General features: G+C 30.8%; 21 protein-coding genes. 16 read left to right on the top strand and 5 right to left on the bottom strand.

Features of this window, described 5'->3' with window-relative positions:
* Positions 1-64 precede the first annotated feature (64 nt).
* The 10 genes from N2251_RS09490 (at position 65) to N2251_RS09445 (ending at position 9,922) form a co-directional block, all read left to right on the top strand.
* The gene (locus N2251_RS09490; protein ID WP_260586483.1) at positions 65-961 is read left to right on the top strand and encodes a DMT family transporter; all 897 of its coding nucleotides are present in this window, start codon (positions 65-67) and stop codon (positions 959-961) included.
* Between the two features lie 31 nt (positions 962-992).
* On the top strand, positions 993-1,859 hold the full coding sequence (locus N2251_RS09485) for a YicC/YloC family endoribonuclease (RefSeq protein WP_260586482.1): 867 nt from the start codon (positions 993-995) through the stop codon (positions 1,857-1,859).
* A gap of 1 nt (position 1,860) precedes the next feature.
* Positions 1,861-2,457 carry a guanylate kinase gene (gene gmk, locus N2251_RS09480; RefSeq protein WP_260586481.1) on the top strand — a complete coding sequence of 199 codons (597 nt, stop codon included), beginning with the start codon at positions 1,861-1,863 and terminating at the stop codon, positions 2,455-2,457.
* Between the two features lie 27 nt (positions 2,458-2,484).
* Positions 2,485-3,069 carry a nicotinate (nicotinamide) nucleotide adenylyltransferase gene (gene nadD, locus N2251_RS09475; protein WP_260586480.1) on the top strand — a complete coding sequence of 195 codons (585 nt, stop codon included), beginning with the start codon at positions 2,485-2,487 and terminating at the stop codon, positions 3,067-3,069.
* Positions 3,070-3,116: 47 nt separating this feature from the next.
* Positions 3,117-3,980 carry a M23 family metallopeptidase gene (locus tag N2251_RS09470; protein ID WP_260586479.1) on the top strand — a complete coding sequence of 288 codons (864 nt, stop codon included), beginning with the start codon at positions 3,117-3,119 and terminating at the stop codon, positions 3,978-3,980.
* A 63-nt stretch (positions 3,981-4,043) separates the two neighbouring features.
* Complete coding sequence (locus tag N2251_RS09465; protein ID WP_260586478.1) at positions 4,044-5,537, top strand: GH3 auxin-responsive promoter family protein; 1,494 nt, start codon at positions 4,044-4,046, stop codon at positions 5,535-5,537.
* A gap of 28 nt (positions 5,538-5,565) precedes the next feature.
* Positions 5,566-6,075 carry a hypothetical protein gene (locus tag N2251_RS09460; RefSeq protein WP_260586477.1) on the top strand — a complete coding sequence of 170 codons (510 nt, stop codon included), beginning with the start codon at positions 5,566-5,568 and terminating at the stop codon, positions 6,073-6,075.
* A 211-nt stretch (positions 6,076-6,286) separates the two neighbouring features.
* The gene (locus N2251_RS09455; RefSeq protein WP_260586476.1) at positions 6,287-7,798 is read left to right on the top strand and encodes a tetratricopeptide repeat-containing sensor histidine kinase; all 1,512 of its coding nucleotides are present in this window, start codon (positions 6,287-6,289) and stop codon (positions 7,796-7,798) included.
* Positions 7,799-8,161: 363 nt separating this feature from the next.
* Positions 8,162-8,905: a LytR/AlgR family response regulator transcription factor gene (locus N2251_RS09450; protein ID WP_260586475.1), complete on the top strand. Its 744-nt coding sequence runs from the start codon at positions 8,162-8,164 to the stop codon at positions 8,903-8,905.
* Between the two features lie 459 nt (positions 8,906-9,364).
* The gene (locus N2251_RS09445; protein ID WP_260586474.1) at positions 9,365-9,922 is read left to right on the top strand and encodes an MOSC domain-containing protein; all 558 of its coding nucleotides are present in this window, start codon (positions 9,365-9,367) and stop codon (positions 9,920-9,922) included.
* Here the strand turns inward: N2251_RS09445 and N2251_RS09440 are convergent.
* Genes N2251_RS09440 through N2251_RS09425 form a run of 4 tightly spaced genes read right to left on the bottom strand, consistent with a single transcriptional unit; the run spans position 9,919 to position 13,011 of the window.
* Positions 9,919-11,484, bottom strand: a complete 1,566-nt coding sequence (locus tag N2251_RS09440) for a S41 family peptidase (protein WP_260586473.1) — start codon at positions 11,482-11,484, stop codon at positions 9,919-9,921. The genes N2251_RS09445 and N2251_RS09440 overlap by 4 nt on opposite strands.
* Positions 11,471-11,899, bottom strand: a complete 429-nt coding sequence (locus tag N2251_RS09435) for a deoxycytidylate deaminase (RefSeq protein ID WP_260586472.1) — start codon at positions 11,897-11,899, stop codon at positions 11,471-11,473. The genes N2251_RS09440 and N2251_RS09435 overlap by 14 nt, the downstream gene beginning before the upstream one ends.
* A 59-nt stretch (positions 11,900-11,958) precedes the next feature.
* Positions 11,959-12,540 (bottom strand): HupE/UreJ family protein, encoded by a 582-nt coding sequence (locus tag N2251_RS09430; RefSeq protein ID WP_218771578.1) that lies wholly within the window; start codon positions 12,538-12,540, stop codon positions 11,959-11,961.
* A 9-nt stretch (positions 12,541-12,549) separates the two neighbouring features.
* On the bottom strand, positions 12,550-13,011 hold the full coding sequence (locus N2251_RS09425) for an Lrp/AsnC ligand binding domain-containing protein (protein WP_260586471.1): 462 nt from the start codon (positions 13,009-13,011) through the stop codon (positions 12,550-12,552).
* Between the two features lie 186 nt (positions 13,012-13,197).
* On the opposite strand from N2251_RS09425, the gene N2251_RS09420 reads away from it, so the two are divergent.
* From N2251_RS09420 to N2251_RS09400, 5 genes are read left to right on the top strand one after another with little or no spacing between them, the layout of a single operon-like run.
* The gene (locus N2251_RS09420; RefSeq protein WP_260586470.1) at positions 13,198-13,713 is read left to right on the top strand and encodes a DUF2975 domain-containing protein; all 516 of its coding nucleotides are present in this window, start codon (positions 13,198-13,200) and stop codon (positions 13,711-13,713) included.
* Between the two features lie 3 nt (positions 13,714-13,716).
* Positions 13,717-14,220: a DUF2975 domain-containing protein gene (locus tag N2251_RS09415; RefSeq protein WP_260586469.1), complete on the top strand. Its 504-nt coding sequence runs from the start codon at positions 13,717-13,719 to the stop codon at positions 14,218-14,220.
* Positions 14,221-14,222: 2 nt separating this feature from the next.
* Complete coding sequence (locus tag N2251_RS09410; RefSeq protein ID WP_218771573.1) at positions 14,223-14,429, top strand: helix-turn-helix domain-containing protein; 207 nt, start codon at positions 14,223-14,225, stop codon at positions 14,427-14,429.
* A gap of 27 nt (positions 14,430-14,456) precedes the next feature.
* On the top strand, positions 14,457-15,713 hold the full coding sequence (locus N2251_RS09405) for a Y-family DNA polymerase (protein ID WP_260586468.1): 1,257 nt from the start codon (positions 14,457-14,459) through the stop codon (positions 15,711-15,713).
* A gap of 3 nt (positions 15,714-15,716) precedes the next feature.
* Positions 15,717-16,154, top strand: a complete 438-nt coding sequence (locus N2251_RS09400) for a LexA family protein (protein WP_260586467.1) — start codon at positions 15,717-15,719, stop codon at positions 16,152-16,154.
* Between the two features lie 53 nt (positions 16,155-16,207).
* Here N2251_RS09400 and N2251_RS09395 read toward each other — a convergent pair whose 3' ends face one another.
* Positions 16,208-16,621, bottom strand: coding sequence for a BrxA/BrxB family bacilliredoxin (locus N2251_RS09395; RefSeq protein WP_260586466.1), 414 nt, complete (start codon positions 16,619-16,621; stop codon positions 16,208-16,210).
* 117 nt (positions 16,622-16,738) lie between these two features.
* Here N2251_RS09395 and N2251_RS09390 point away from each other — a divergent pair, with 117 nt between their 5' ends.
* The gene (locus tag N2251_RS09390) at positions 16,739-17,497 is read left to right on the top strand and encodes a TerB family tellurite resistance protein (RefSeq protein ID WP_260586465.1); all 759 of its coding nucleotides are present in this window, start codon (positions 16,739-16,741) and stop codon (positions 17,495-17,497) included.
* Positions 17,498-17,551: the final 54 nt, after the last annotated feature.

The raw sequence follows: 17,551 nt of genomic DNA, 5'->3' as shown, positions 1-17,551 counted from the left end.
GTTTTTTTTTGAATAAAATCCAACAATAATTTTCATCTTTGCAGCGATATTAAACATGTAAAAAATGAATCAAAGAACGTTGGCGCTTATAGCAGCATCAATTGCTACCCTTATTTACGGGGTTACTTTTACGGTAGCTAAAGAAGTTATGCCCGTATATATTAAGCCTTTTGGTTTTATATTGCTTCGTGTAGGTGGTGCAACTATTGTTTTTTGGTTGCTAGGGCTTTTTGTGAACGCAAAACCAATAGAAAAATCGGATTATAAAAAAATAATGATTGCTGCTTTTTTTGGAGTAGGGTTTAATATGCTTACTTTTTTTAAAGGATTAAATTATACAACACCAATCAGTGCATCGGTAATGATGGTAACGGCACCTATTTTGGTTTTAATCTTTGCAAGTATTCTTTTAAAAGAAAAATTAATTCTAAGGAAAATAACGGGAGTTGTAATCGGGTTAATAGGCGCGATTATTTTAATTGTTTACGGGAGTTCATCAAATGTAGACGCTAAAAACATGATGTTGGGTAACTTTTTAGTGTTTATCAATGCTGCTTCTTATGCAATGTATTTAGTACAAGTAAAAAAGCTAATCGCAAAATACAATCCGATCGTATTTGTAAAGTGGTTGTATTTATTTGGGTTGTTATTTGTAATTCCGTTTGGCTTCTCTGAATTAACAGAGGTTCAATGGCAATTAATGCCTGCATCAATTTATTTAAAGGTAGGTTTTGTAGTGTTATTTACAACTTGTATAACATACTTGTTTAATCTATTTGCATTATCAAAATTAAAGCCAACTACGGTTAGTGTTTTTATTTATATACAGCCAGTTATTGCATCAATTTATGCGTTGATAGTAGGAAGTGATAGTTTAAATACCGTGAAGATAGTTGCAACTCTTTTAATCTTTTTAGGAGTCTTTTTGGTAACTAAACAGGTAGCTGCTAAAAATAAATAAATGTATCTTTGCGCTTTATTAAATTGAGAATATGATACAGTCTATGACGGGTTATGGAAAATCCGTATTACATTTACCTACGAAAAAAGTAACCATTGAAATCAAGTCACTTAACAGTAAAAACTTAGATTTAAATGCCAGAATGCCATCTTATTATAAAGAAAAAGAATTAGCGGTTCGTAAAAAACTAGCTAGTAATTTAGTGAGAGGTAAGATAGATTTTTCTATTTGGGTAGAAATGACTGCAGAAGAAACCTCAACAAGGGTTAATAAAAATGTTGTATTAGAGTATGTTCAGCAGTTAAAAAACACATTGTTTACGGGTTCAGATAATGATGTTGAGCTATTGAAAATGGCTATAAAAATGCCAGATGCTTTAAAGACCGATCGTGAAGAGTTAGATGAAAATGAGTGGACTCAGATTGACGCGCATATCGATGAAGCTTTAAAAGAAATTATAGCTTATAGAACTGATGAAGCAAAATCGTTAGAAGATGATTTTAAATTACGAATAGCAAATATTCAATCAGCTTTAGAAGAAGTTAAAAAGTTAGACGGAGATAGAGTAGAAAACGTAAAAGATCGTTTGCAAAAAGCTTTAACAGAATTAAAGGTTGAAATTGATGAAAATCGCTTCGAGCAAGAGCTTATTTACTACTTAGAGAAATTAGATATCAACGAAGAAAAAGTTCGTTTAGAAAATCACTTAATATATTTTTTGGAGCAGTTAGATACAGCAGATTCTAATGGAAAAAAATTAGGATTTATCGTCCAAGAAATCGGAAGAGAGGTAAACACGATGGGCTCTAAAGCTAATTTTGCGGTAATGCAAAAAATAGTGATTCAAATGAAAGATGAATTAGAAAAAATAAAAGAACAAATTTTAAACGTTTTATAAAATGTCTAAAGATTTTAAAGGAAAATTATTTGTATTCTCAGCACCTTCAGGATCAGGGAAAACAACAATCGTTCGTCACTTATTAAAACAAGAAAAATTTAATTTAGAGTTTTCTATTTCTGCTACTTCAAGAGAAGCAAGAGGTTTTGAAGTTGATGGTGAAGATTATTATTTTATTTCTACAAGAGATTTTAAAGATAAAATTAAAGCCGACGAGTTTTTAGAATGGGAAGAAGTATATCGAGATAATTTTTACGGAACTTTAAAAACAGAAGTAGAACGTATTTGGGCATTAGGAAAACACGTTATTTTTGACATTGATGTAGTTGGAGGTTTGCGTATAAAACATAAATTTCCAGAAGAAACATTAGCTGTTTTTGTAAAGCCACCTAGTGTTGATGAGCTTAAAATTCGCTTAAAGAAAAGAAGTACCGAAAGTGAAGATAAAATAAACATGCGTATTGCCAAAGCATCGGTTGAGTTAGCAACGGCACCACAGTTTGATGAAATTATTAAAAACTACGATTTAGAAGTTGCTTTAAAAGAAACAGAAGATTTGGTAGCTGATTTTTTAGAATTAGATAAAACTATTTCTTAATAGTAAAAAGAAGTTTTAAGGAAGCTTATGAAAAATATCGGATTATATTTTGGTACTTTTAATCCCATTCATATCGGGCATCTAATTATCGCCAATCACATGGTTGAAAATTCTGATTTAGATGAAATTTGGATGGTTGTTACACCTCACAATCCGTTTAAAAAGAAAAGCTCTTTATTAAATAATAATCACCGTTTAGAAATGGTGTACTTGGCAACCAAACAATACGATAAAATTAAGCCGTCAGATATTGAGTTTAACTTACCACAGCCAAATTATACGATTAATACATTAACACATATCTCAGAAAAGTACCCAAATTATAATTTTAATTTAATCATGGGAGAAGATAATTTAAAAAGTTTTCATAAATGGCGTAATTATGAAGCTATTTTAGAAGATTATAAGATATATGTATATCCAAGAATTTCAGATGGAATCGTTGAAAATCAATTTAAAGATCATGCCAAAATTCATAGGGTTGATGCGCCAATTGTACAAATTTCCTCTACTATGATTCGTAACGGAATCAAATCTCAAAAGAATATTCAGCCATTATTAGTTGCTAAAGTTTGGAGTTATATCGATGAGATGAATTTCTATAAAAAATAGATTCGAAATTTTTTCGTTGTATATTTGAAATCCAAACCAGTATTAAAGTGACAAAAATTCAAAATAAGCGCAAGTTTAAACAAAAACTTGTTGATAAATATCGATTGGTAATTTTAAATGAAAACACTTTTCAAGAAAAATTTTCGTTAAAATTATCACGACTAAACGTGTTTGTCTTTGGCGGTGTATTTTCGGTATTACTTATCGTATTAACTTCATTATTAATTGCCTTTACAGGTTTAAGAGAATACATACCAGGTTACTCATCTACCTCATTAAAAAAGAAAGCTACGCGATTAGTATATGAAGCAGATTCTTTAAAAACGCGATTGGCAATTATAGAGCACTATACAAAGGCACTAAGGCCTGTTTTAACGGGAGAAATAGTTCCCGAAAAAATAGATTCTATAAAAAACGAAGCACAAAGTATTACACTAGATGAAGCCAAGTTACAAGCAACCAAACAAGATTCTTTGTTTAGGGCAAAGGTTGAGGGTAAAGATCGTTACCCATTGTTAGAAGGAGCTGAAGGCAGAGCTAAAGTAGTGTTCTTTTCACCTTTAACAGGTAATGTTTCACAAGAGTTTAGTATGAATGATAAGCATTATGCCCTTGATATTGTTGCACAAACAGGAACGCCTGTAAAAGCAATCGCAGACGGAACTGTGATTTTAGCAGAGTGGACTGCCGAAACAGGTTATGTAATTACCATACAGCATCCTAACGAGTTTATATCGGTTTATAAACACAACGGAACGTTACTGAAACAACAAGGTGATATTGTAAAATCTGGAGAAGCAATAGCAAGTGTTGGTTCTACAGGTGAATTAACTACAGGGCCACATTTACATTTCGAGTTGTGGAGTAACGGTTTTCCTGTTAACCCGACAGATTACGTAGATTTTCAATAGTAAACATACCATTGTTGTTCGTAAAATAATGGTATTTATAGAATTAAAACATTTCATATTAAAATGGGCATTAAATCAATCCTCGCAATTCCTTTTGCAAAAAAAGTGCGAAAGCAAGTTTATAAATGGGCAAATAAGCCTCATGAAACTCAAGAAAAAGTTTTTCAGTATTTGGTAGCAGAAGGGTGTAAAACTGCCTTCGGAAAAGATCATGATTTTATTTCTATCAATAATTATGAAGATTTTAAAAAACGCATTCCAGTAAACGATTATGAAGGTTTGTGTACTTATGTAGATAGAATGGTTGCAGGTGAAGAAAATATATTATGGAAAGGAAAACCGTTGTATTTCGCTAAAACTTCAGGTACTACTTCTGGAGCAAAATACATTCCTATTACAAAAGAATCTATGCCAACACATATTACAGCGGCACGAAATGCTTTGTTGTTTTATGCAGCCGAAAAAAACGATGCTAGTTTTGTAAATGGGAAAATGATTTTTTTACAAGGAAGTCCGGTTTTAGAAGACATGAATGGTATAAGATTAGGACGATTAAGTGGAATTGCAGCACATTATGTGCCTAATTACTTACTAAAAAACCGTTTGCCTAGTTGGGAAACGAATTGTATTGAAGATTGGGATACGAAGGTTGATAAAGTAGTTGAAGAAACTATTAATGAAGACATGTCTGTTATTAGCGGAATTCCGTCTTGGGTACAGATGTATTTTGAGAAGCTAATTGATAAAACAGGAAAAACGATTTCAGAGTTATTTCCGAATTTTAACTTTTTTGTATACGGTGGTGTAAACTTTGAGCCATATAAAAATAAATTCGAAACTTTAATAGGTAAAAAGATTGATTATATAGAGTTATACCCAGCATCCGAAGGCTTTATAGCTTATCAAGATTCACAAACCGAAAAAGGAATGTTATTGCAATTAAACTCGGGTATTTTTTACGAGTTTATACCTGCAACTGAGTTTTTTGACGAAAATCCAACACGTATTTCTTTAAAGAATGTAAAATTAGGCGTTAATTACGCTATTATTTTAAATACTTCTGCAGGTCTTTGGGGATATAATATTGGCGATACTGTTGAGTTTACTTCTTTAAAGCCATATAGAATTAAAGTAACTGGTCGTATAAAACATTTTATTTCTGCCTTTGGCGAACATGTAATTGGTAAAGAAGTAGAAAAAGCATTAAACGATGCAATTGTAGGAACTAATGTAAATATAAGTGAGTTTACAGTAGCACCACAGGTAAATCCGGAAAGCGGATTGCCATATCACGAATGGTTTATCGAATTTGAAAATGAGCCAGATAATTTACAGGAATTAGCATTAAAAATAGATGCTTCTATGCAAACTCAAAATGTATATTATTTCGATTTAATTTCAGGAAAAATTTTACAACCATTAATTATTAGAAAGGTTAAAAAAGGTGGATTTCATGAATACATGAAGTCGATAGGTAAATTTGGCGGACAAAATAAAATTCCGCAATTATCTGATAATCGCAAGATTGCTGATGTATTAAAAGAATTTTTATTGTAAATTTATAGCTTTAGTTAATAAGAATAAGATGAGTATAACAACTAACGGAGTAACATTAACACTAATAAAATTTGAGAAATTTGAAACTAATATTCCAGTGGAGAATAAACCTACAGGACCTTTAGTAAACATATCAGGTGCAGAAGGGAATAATAATACACCCTATGCGGTAACTGTTTTAGCTTATTTACCAGATACTACTATTTTAAGCCCTATAAATAATACGACTGGGTTGCAGTTACAAGGAAATGAAATTTATTTGAACTATTATGGTATCAATCCAGTAAGTATTTTAAACAAGCAAGGAGGAGGTGATATTGTGCAAGGAAGAGATTTTCGTATAGATTTTAATATTGAAGAAGTGGCAGCTAATTTTGATTTGTATTATGTTCAATTTACATACAAAGTAGAAGAAAAAGGTGCATCTGCAGATGTTATTTGGGTTAGAGATGAGAATGAGAGCAATGGTGTTGGAGATGAAAGAGGATCTAGAGGTACCATAACTACGCCCGTAACAGTACCAGCACCGACATTATAACCTATATATATATATGTTTAAAAAAAGTATTTTAATTTTATTTTTCGGTACAACGTTATTAACTTTTTCACAAAACAAGAAAATTAATAAGGTTAATTTTCTTTCAGCTAAAGGTATTGAGTTATGTAATAAAAATAAAAAAAATTGTAAAGCATTTTTTTTTTACAAAGAGAAGCAATATGATTCTTGTTATGCGTATTCAAATAAGGCATTGTCTTCAGCAAAAACAGTAGAAGAAATAGATTTTTTAAATTATATTTTAGCCTATAGTGCTTATTATAAGAAATTTTATCAAAAATCGTTAACAAGTTTGTCGTTAATATCTAATGATAAACGTTATGAATTAATAAAAACGTACTTATTAGGTAATATTTACCTAAATATAAAAGAACATGACAAGGCAATACTAAACCTTGAAAAATGGTTATCTAAAGATACGATTGGGGTTATCACTGAAAGAAAAGGTGTATATCATAATTTAGGTTTATCTTATTTTGGAAAAAGAGAATTTAAAAAAGCAAAATTTTTTTTTGATAAAGAGCTGGCTCTAATTAAAAAAAGTGATTCTTCTTCTGTAATTAGAGCAAAAATGGATTTAGCAAATGTATATTATGAAGAATATCTAGATAAAGAAGCTATTCTTTTATTTAAAGAAGCGTATGATTTAGCAAAAATATTTTCTGATATAAATTTAAAACAGAATTCAGCTCTGAATATGGCTGTTGTTGAAGAAAATAGAAAACGTTATAAAGAAAGTGTAACTTATTATAAGGAACATGATAAGTGGAAAGATTCTATTTGGAATCGTGATAAAGTTTGGCAGCTTACAGAGAAAGATAAAAAAATAGCAGTTGCACAAAAACAACAAGAAATTACTGTACAAGATGAGCAAATAAAACGTCAAAAAGTAGTTCAAAAAGGTTTGCTTTTCGGTGCTTCTGGTTTGTTAGTGTTTTTAGGTGGTTTGGCCTTTTTTTATAAAAAGCTAAAAAATAAAAATAAGCTTATTACCGAACAAAAAGAAGCTTTAAATGTAGCTAATAAAACCAAAGATTATTTGTTTTCGGTGGTATCACACGATTTACGTTCGCCTATAAATATGATAAAAAGGCAACATCAAAAATTAGCAAAACACATTGCTAAGAACGATTTACCCGCAATTAACGAAGCTATGAAATCGGCGATTGCTGTTACCGAAAGTACTAGCCATTTACTAAATAATGTATTACACTGGTCGTTAGAGCAAAGTAATATGTTAAATTTTTCTCGAGAAGAACACGCATTACAACCTGTTATTGAACATGTTTTATATGATTATGAAGATTTAGCAGAAGCCAAAGATATTTCAATTTCTAGTAATTTAGAGAGTGATGTTATTGTGCTTACAGACAAAGAATCGTTAAAAATAGTAATCCGAAATTTAATTGATAACTCGATTAAATACATGGATGGTTCTGGAAGTATCTCTGTGAAAACAGAAAAATATTCAGAGATTCTAGCTCGCATTGAAATTAAAGACTCAGGTATTGGAATTAGTGAAGAAAAACTTCAAAAAATTAATGCATTAAAAGATTTATCTGTTGATAAAATTGATCGTTCTAAAGGTGTTGGATTAGGCTTGTTATTATGCCAAACGCTAGTTAAAAAAAACAACGGAACATTATTCTTTAAAAGCGAAGAAGGAACAAGTACCACAGCGGTTATATTGTTGCCTTTAGCTTAATTTTATTATAATACGAGTGGTATAAAAATCACTCGTATTTTTACCTCTTTTTTTATTTTGTTATGATTTCGAAGTATGAACCAGTTTTATTACGTCATAGCGAATGCAGTGAAGCAATTTGTATTTGGTGAGTTCTAAATATTTAAGATTACCTCGTCATTCTTCCTCGTAATGACGAGTGTTTTGTTATTGTGAGATACTAAACAACCTGTTTGTAACATATTCTAAAACGTTAAGATTACTTTGTAGTTCTTTTTCATAATAATGCGTTATATTACAGAAAGCTAAGTAGTTTTTTGATTAAGACTTATTATCTAAAGAAGTATCTTCGTAAAAACAAACACTAAAAACATTTTTGCTTCAATGACTAATTTACGGTTACTACTTTTAGAAGATTTAGATGAGGAGGCTTCAGAAATTATTGATTTTTTAGAAGATAATAATTACGAAGTTGTTCATGTTAAAAATGCAGTTGATGCTGAAAAAGAAATAAAGAATCGTTTTTTTGATGTTATTCTTCTTGATATTATGATTGATGGAAAACCAGAAGGTATTTCGTTAGCACATCGATTAAATAAACAAAACATTGAAGTTCCTTTTTTATTCTTAACAAGTATGCAAAGTAAAGTTGTTTTTGATGAAGCAAAGCTTACAAGGCCATATACTTACTTGTTAAAACCTTTCAATAAGTTAGAATTATTATATTCATTAGAACTAGCTTTAGAGAAGTTCCATGAACAGTCAAGTAGTATTAGTTTAAGTGATAAAAATGCAATTGTAAGTCCGTCTTTTTTATTCGTAAAAAAGAAAAGAAGTATTATGAAGGTTGATACGCATTCTATTATTTATGTAGAAGTAAAAGAAAAGTACTGTAAACTGGTTTGTAATGAAGATGATTATTTAATAAAATTATCGTTAATCAAAATTAAAGAATTACTTGGTGATGCAGATTTTACACAAACTCACAGAAACTATTTGGTGAACACAGCAAAGATTCAGGAGATTTATTTTGAAGATAATTTATTGATTTTACAAAATAACCACAAAATATTATTTAGCGAACGTTTCAAGAATCAGTTTGTAAAGAATAATACTATTTTCAGATAAAAAAGCAGTAAAAAACACAATGTATTTCCCCCCGAAATTAGTTATGTTAATTACCGCTTTTAACTATTTCAAAAGTATACTTCTATTAAGGTTCTTTGTAAAGTAAATCTTTAAATGAATGCGATTTAAGTATAAGCGTGTGTAGAAACGATATAAGCGTTTTTTATTTTGAAAGGAGTAAAAAAAAAAGGAGACATAAAATATAATCTCCCCTTTATGGATTATATCTTAAAGCTCCTTTTCTTGAACGTGTTGATTAAGAATGTTACCCCTATGTGTATTCTTAATTAGTCAGTTAAAATAATCCCCTTTTTATATCTTAACTGATGTAAATATAATGAGCCATTGTTATTTGTTTAAAATACAATTCCTCAGCGATTTAAAATAGGGGAGTAACGTATGATAAAAAGGTATAAGTGTTTTAGGAAATAAAAGTATTTTAAATAAAAATTAGATTAAATGAAAATTGTATCTACAAATATTGGTGATAGAAAGGACGTTAATTGGAAAGGAGAAGTTATTACTACAGGGATTTTTAAATATCCAGTAACTTCTCCTATTTTTTTAGATATAGAAGATGTTGTTGGAGATACGGTTTGTGATAGGGAAAATCATGGTGGAGTAGACCAGGCAGTGTACGCATATTCTTTAAAACATTATGAATATTGGAAAGCAATACACCCAAATTTAGATTGGCAATTAGGTATGTTTGGCGAAAATCTAACAGTTGATGATTTAGAGGAGTCGAAACTTCATGTAGGGGATACTTTTAAGGTTGGCGAAGCTATTTTAGAGGTAACAAAACCACGCTTGCCTTGCTTAAAATTAGGTGTTCGTTTTAATGATATGAAAATGGTAAAACAATTTTGGAAACAAAACTTGCCAGGGCTTTATTTTAAAATACTACAAACTGGTTTTGTGAAAACAGGAGATGAATTTGTGCAAATAAAATCTTGTCCTGAGAATTTAACAATTACAGCTGTTTATCAAAATAAAAGAGTAGAAAAAGAAGTTTAGTTCTCTTTCTCTAATTCAAATACTTTTTGAAGCATTTTATCATCTGCTTCGTTTACCTTATATAAACCTTCGTCGCTAAAAAGTTCGCGAGCAATTAATGTTTTTAAGTTTCTTTTAAGTTGATTTTTTGTTTTTTTAGAGAGTCTATAGCTTTTAAGTTTTGCTAAAAATTCATTAGATACTTCGTTATCTGTATCAAAATTGTCAATAAAATCGCTAACAGTGGTGTTCTCTAATTTTTTACGATTGGTATCTACGTAGGTAAATGCGAAGTCATTTAATGGTCTGAAAAATATGGTAGGAATATAGGTTGCGGTATCAACAGCTACAAAATGATCGGGAATTATTCCACCACCACCAAATACTATTTTACCTTTCGGGGTTGTAAACTTTAAACTATCAATAGTTTTTATACTATCTCGGTTAAATAATTCACCGTTAGAATACCTGTTTTCTAAATCGTTTGCATAAATAGAAGAAGGTGCTTCTTTTGTGTATGGTTTCTGAATAGATCTACCAGTTGGAGTATAATAACGAGCTGTTGTTAAACGAACAGCAGAACCATCACCTAAATCCATTTCTTGCTGTACTAATCCTTTACCAAAAGAACGACGTCCAATAATAATTCCTTTGTCGTTATCTTGTAAAGCACCCGCAACAATTTCTGAAGCTGAAGCAGAGTTTTCATCAATTAAAACATACAAACCGCCTTTTTCAAAATCACCTTTATCGGTTGCAAAAGATTCATTAATGTCTCCTTTATTATTTTTTGTAAAAACGATTAATTTATCATCCTCTAAAAACTCATCAACAATACTATTAGCAATATCAATAAATCCACCGCCATTTCCACGAAGATCAAGTACCAAATCGGTCATTCCGGTTTCTTTAAGAGTATCTAAAGAAGTTTTAAATTCTCGGTAAGAATTACGTGCAAAACGGTTTAACTTTATGTAACCAACACTGTCGTTTAACATGTAGGCAATATCAACACTTTTAATATTTACTTTGCCTCTGTTTATGGTTACATTAAAAATACTATCAGTTGTTTTTCTATAAATCTGAACGTCTACCTTTGTGTTAGGTTTCCCTTTTAAGGCCTTCATTATTTGAGGAGTTTGTAGGTTTTTACCGTACAAAGTATCTTTATTAGCCATTAAAATTCTGTCACCAGCTTTAATACCTACTTTTATACTTGGTCCTCCTTTTATAGGGGCAATAACAGTAATTGTATCGCCAATCTTACGAAATTGCACTCCGATTCCTACAAAATTACCTTGCATATTTTCGGTTACTAGTTGTAAGTTCTCTTTTGGAATATATACTGAATGTGGATCGAGTTTACCAAGCATTTCTTTAATAGCTCCATCTAGTAATTCATCAGTATTTACGTTATCAACATAATCACTTTGAATATAATCAATGAGTCGTTTTATTTTTTTTTCGTTGGATGAATTCTTGCTAATAAAATTAGTTGAGCTTCCGTTGCTAAAAAAAGTTCCGATAAGAATACCGAAAACTACGGCAATTGAAAAATATATAGGTAAATTATTCTTGTTCATAAGGTAAATTGGTTAATTCAACACCTGCTTTTTCTAGAAAATCTACACCAGAGGTGTCTTTGTAAGCTTCAGCATATACAACACGTTTTATACCTGCCTGGTGTATTAATTTACTGCATTGTTGGCAAGGAGAAAGTGTAATGTATAAAGTAGCTCCTTTACACGATTGTGTAGAGGCTGCAACTTTTAAAATGGCATTTGCTTCAGCATGTAAAACATACCATTTTGTATAACCTTCTTCGTCTTCACAGTAATTTTCAAATCCTGATGGCGTACCGTTGTATCCGTCAGAAATTATCATACGATCTTTAACAATTATAGCACCTACTTGTTTACGTTTACAATGTGATAATTTACCCCATTCTTGCGCCATTTTTAAATAGGCTTTGTCGTATTTTAATTGTTTTTTACTCAAAGTTAAAGTTGTGTGAAGTGCTAAGATAGGTAGATTAAAAAAGGTGTGTCGTTAAATTTTTACCAAAAAACGCGGTTTACCATCATTTGAAAAGCAAAACCAATTACGATTGATGATATAATTAAAATCCAATCGCGACGATTTACACCAAATATAGATTGCGCTAAGGTTCCTATCAATAAAATGATTAAAACAATTATAATTTGTGCGGCTTCTACACCGATTGCAAACTCTAAAAGAGGTACTAATTTATCCGAAGTTTTACCAATCATTATTTTAAAATAATTAGAAAAACCGAGCCCGTGAATTAATCCGAAGAATAAGGCAAAAAATAAATTCTGATTTTCTTTTCCTACGGATGCTTTTTTAGCGGTTAACACATTCATTAAACCAGTAATAAAAATGGTTAGCGGAATTAAAAACTCCACCAAATTGCTGTTTACATTTAAAATTCCGTAAGCCGATAAAGCTAAGGTTATAGAATGCCCAATGGTAAATAATGTGATAAGCCATAATACTTTTGTCCACTGTTTAAATAAGTATACAACGGCAAGTACTATTAAAAATAAAATATGATCGTAAGCTCTAATATCAAGTACATGAAATAAGCCCATTTTAAAGTAGAAAATAAATTCGTTCATTCGGGATTTTTAAATTTTTATTTGTCGGTCTATTTGTTGGTCTAAAGATATAAAAGTTTCTGTTCTTGAAACCCCTTTTATGTTTTGAATATCTTTATTTAACAAGTGCATTAAATCTTCGTTGTTTTTACACAAAATTTTAATAAAAACAGCATAATTACCGGTTGTATAGTGGCTTTCAACAATTTCAGGGATTTCTTTTAAACGTTTTATTGCTGATGAATACATGCTAGAAGAATCTAAAAACACCCCTACAAAAGCGGTAGTATTATAGCCTAAAGCCTTCGGGTTTAATGTCATTTTATAGCCATCAATTAAATCAGAAGCTTCTAGTTTTCGTAAACGTTGATGTATGGCAGCTCCTGAAATTCCTACTTCGCGGGCAATACTTAAAATAGGTATACGAGCATCTGCAACCAATCGTTTGATAATGATTTTATCAATTCCGTCAATCTTTAATTTCTTAATCATACAGCAAAAATAAGAAAAGTTTAATTATCAATAATTAATAATAAATTATTGTTTTTCGATAATTTTATTATATTTGCAGTGTAAATGAATTTATTTTAGAATCACATTTTACAGTAAGCTGTAGTTGTGATGAGAACCTGAAACAAGTTCAGGTTGACATAACCTAAATTATTAAAGCTTAAAAATATGAAAACAGAAAGAATATTAAAAATTATGAAATTCTTTTCATGGTTTGCATTTATCGGATTAATGATTAAATCTGGAGCAATTTTAGTAACTTATTTATTAAGTATTGGCAATCCAGAGGTTTCAAGAAATTTATATGAAGGCATGAATCTTTTTGAATACAGAGAGTATAGTTTTATGCAATATTCATTTATTGTTGGGTATAAAATATTACTATTTGCAACTGAAGCTTATATTGCATTTTTAGTAATAAAATTACTTAGAAGCTTAAATATGAAACACCCATTTAATAAGAATGTTCAAAAATTTATGCAACAAATAAGTTATGGTATTTTCTATTTATGGATTTTAGCTATTGTGCATAACACGCACATGCAATTGATTGGTAAAAAACATGGTTTTCAGATGTACTTATTCTCAAGTGATTTTGTTTTCTTATCAGTAGTGATTTTCATTTTTGCACAAATTGTAAAAAGAGGAATTGAAATTCAAACAGAAAATGATTTAACTATATAGATTATGAGAAAATTACACATACTTAAAAGCCTGGTTGACTTTCTTTTTATTACTACAAGTTGCGTAGTTCCTTTTTTAATTTTAGGAATCCCCGCTGTTTTTATACTGTCAGAAAATATTACAAGTGATTTTTTAAAAATAAATATTACCGAAAGTATAACGATACTGCACAAAGTTTTTTTCGCGATTTTTTTACTTTCTTATTTGTTGATTTATTACACGATTTATAAATTCAGATTGGTTTTAAATGAATTTGTTCGCGCTCGAATTTTTACAGAAAAAGTAATTGCAAACCTAAAATCAGCAGGAAACATTTTAATGATAGCAGGTTTATTAATGATTATAAGTGAAGTTGGATTAAAACTAGCTATTGAATCTAAAATAAGTTTTGATTTCGGAATCAGTACACATTATTTATGTATTTGCTTCGGGTTGTTTTTTGTGGTGCTTTCTGAAATTTTTAAAGTATCTAAAAACATGAAACAAGAAAACGATCTAACAATATAACTATGCCGATAATTGTAAACTTAGATGTAATGCTTGCCAAACGCAAGATGAAAAGTAAAGATTTGGCAGAAATTGTGGGGATAACTACGGCAAATTTATCCATCTTAAAATCAGGAAAAGCCAAGGCAATTCGATTTTCAACTTTAGAAGCAATTTGTAAAGCTTTAGAATGTCAGCCAGCAGATATTTTAGAATTTGTAGAAGACTAAAACTTAAGATTAATTACCTTTACCAATATGTATGCGTTGGTAGATTGTAATAATTTTTATGCTTCTTGTGAACGGGTTTTTAATCCGAATTTGCAAGGGAAACCAGTTGCCGTTTTAAGCAATAATGATGGTTGTGTAATTGCGATGAGCGACGAGGCTAAAAGCATAAACCTCCCGTTTGGTGCTCCAATTTTTAAATGGAATCAGTTTTGTAAGAATAATAATATTACCGTATTATCTTCCAATTATCCGCTGTATGGCGATATGAGCACTCGAGTAATGAAAATATTAGAACAGTTTTCTCCAGATATTGAAGTGTATTCCATCGATGAAGCTTTTTTACAATTTAAAGGATTCGAAAATTATAATCTCCAAGAATACGGAACCGAAATTAGAAGTAAAGTTTTACAGTGGACAGGGATTCCAACCTGTGTAGGTATTGCGCCAACCAAAGCATTAACTAAAATAGCGAATAAGATTGCGCGTAAATTTCCGAAGGAAACAAAAGGGGTGTATGTAATAGATTCTGATGAGAAAAGAATAAAAGCATTAAAATGGACAGCGATAGAAAACGTTTGGGGAATAGGAAGCCGTTTATCAAAAAAGCTACAAGCAAAAGGATGTATAAAAGCGTATGATTTTACACAATTAGATGATACTTGGGTGCGTAAAAATTTATCAATCACCATTTGGAAATTGAAAAAAGACTTAGAAGGAGATTCTAAGATATTCCTAGACGAGCCAGCTACCAAAAAAGCAATTGCCACCACCCGAAGTTTCGAACATACTTTTTCTGATATTGATAATATAAAAGAACGTATTTCAACCTTCGCAGTAAGTTGTGCAGAAAAATTACGCAAGCAAAATTCAAGTTGCCATATGGTTATGGTTGTGTTGCACAGCGACCGCCATAAAAAAGATAGCGAACAACATCGTGCAAGCAGAACGGTTGTTTTTTCATATCCAACAGATTCAACTTTAACAATAAGCAAAAGTGCTGTAGAAGCCGTAAAAACTATTTTTAAAAAAGGCGTAAAATACAAGCGAGCAGGAGTTATTGTAACAGGATTAGTACCTTCGGATAATTATCAAATAAATATGTTTGCTACAGAAAATCCGAAGCATAAACCACTAATGCAAGCTATTGATAAAATAAATCAGACTTTTAAGTCAGATAAGGTTAAATTAGCAAATCAAGATTTAAAACGTACTTGGAAAATGCGTCAAGAGCGATTATCGCCAAAATACACCACAAATATTAACGATATTATTAGGGTAAAATAATTTATGAAAACAACAGAAGCATTAACTTTTTTATTGCCAAAAGAAATGAATGAAAGTGCAGGGGCAATTTTTATGGATATTGGTATTTCTGCTGGATTTCCTTCACCTGCGGATGATTTTAAAGAAACACGTATTTCGTTAGATGAAGAGTTGATACGAAATAAAGAGGCTACTTTTTTTGCCAAAGTTAGTGGTCAATCTATGATTGGTGCAGGGTTAGATGATAACGATTTATTGGTGATTGATAGAAGTATTTCACCTGAAAACAATAAAATAGCGGTCTGTTTTTTAGATGGAGAATTTACCGTAAAACGATTAAGAGTAGAAAAAGATGAGGTATGGTTGCAGCCTGAAAATCCAGACTATCCAATCATAAAAATTACCGAAGAAAATAATTTTATTATTTGGGGTATTGTTACCAGTGTAATAAAAAAAGTGTAACAAAAAAATCCAGCAAATTTGCTGGATTTTTTTATTGACTCTAATGCGAATTATTATTCACAAAATTCATCGTAAGCTCCTGCTAAGTTCTGAGCAATAGCTTGAGCCGAATGACCTTCAATATGGTGACGCTCTAACATGTGTACTAAGTTACCATCTTTAAATAATGCAATTGCAGGAGATGACGGAGGAAAAGGAACCATAAGTTCTCTTGCTCTAGCGGTAGATTCTTTTTCTACACCTGCAAAAACAGTAGTTAAGTTTGTAGGAGTTTTGTCAGCTCCTAAAGAAGCAATCGCTCCTGGTCTAGCAGTACCTGCTGCACAACCACAAACAGAGTTTACCATTACTAAAGTTGTTCCTTTTTTTGCTAAAGCTGTATTAACATCTTCGGCAGTATATAAAGCGTCAAAACCAGCATCGATTAATTGGTCACGCATCGGTTTTACTAATTCTTCTGGGTACATAATTTTTAATTAAATAATTTAAGCAAAGGTACTTTATTTAACAGCAAAAATCAAGCGAAAACAAATGCTGCTTTTTGTAAAGACTTAATAGTATATTTACATCTTTAAATTTAAAAAATGGGAAAATTTGCAAAATGGCTTGGAGCCGGAGCAGGATTTACAATGGGTGGTCCAATAGGTGCCATTATTGGGTTTGCAGTTGGTAGTTTTATTGATGGAGTTTCGGTAGAAGATTTTACGGCAGAACAAAAAGAATATCAACGACAATCAGAACCGCAACGAAGAGGAAGGGCTACTTCTGGCGATTTTGAAATCACTTTATTGATTTTAGCCTCAGTAGTTATTAAAGCAGATGGTAAAATTGATCAACGAGAGTTAGATTATGTACGCATGCATTTTGTGAAAATGTATGGAAAAGAACGGGCAAATCATGCGTTTAAGTTATTTAGCGGAATTATTAAAAAGCAGATATCAACCCGTCAGGTGTGTATGCAAATTCGCCAACATATGTCGCATTCTTCTCGATTACAATTAATACATTTTTTATTCGGAATAGCAAAAGCAGACGGACAAGTAGCTTCATCCGAAGAAGAAGAAATAAGAAAAATAGCGGGATATTTATATATAAACGACCCTGATTATTCATCAATAAAAGCGATGTTTTATAATGAGTCAGATAGCGCATATAAAATATTAGAAATAACCAAAACAGCTACCAACGACGAATTGAAAAAAGCATATAGAAAGATGGCTAAAAAATACCATCCAGATAAATTAGAAGGCTTTGGAGAGGAACATAAACAGGGAGCGAAAGAGAAATTTCAAAAAATTCAAGCTGCTTACGAACAAATAAAAGAAGAGAGAGGTATTTCTTAAAAAGTAGAATCGAATTAAAAAGCCTTTATTTAAGGGCTTTTTTTTAGTGTCAAC

Source organism: Tenacibaculum haliotis, from assembly GCF_025215075.1.
GTDB lineage: Bacteria > Bacteroidota > Bacteroidia > Flavobacteriales > Flavobacteriaceae > Polaribacter > Polaribacter haliotis_B.
This window is presented reverse-complemented; position numbering and strand designations above follow the sequence as displayed.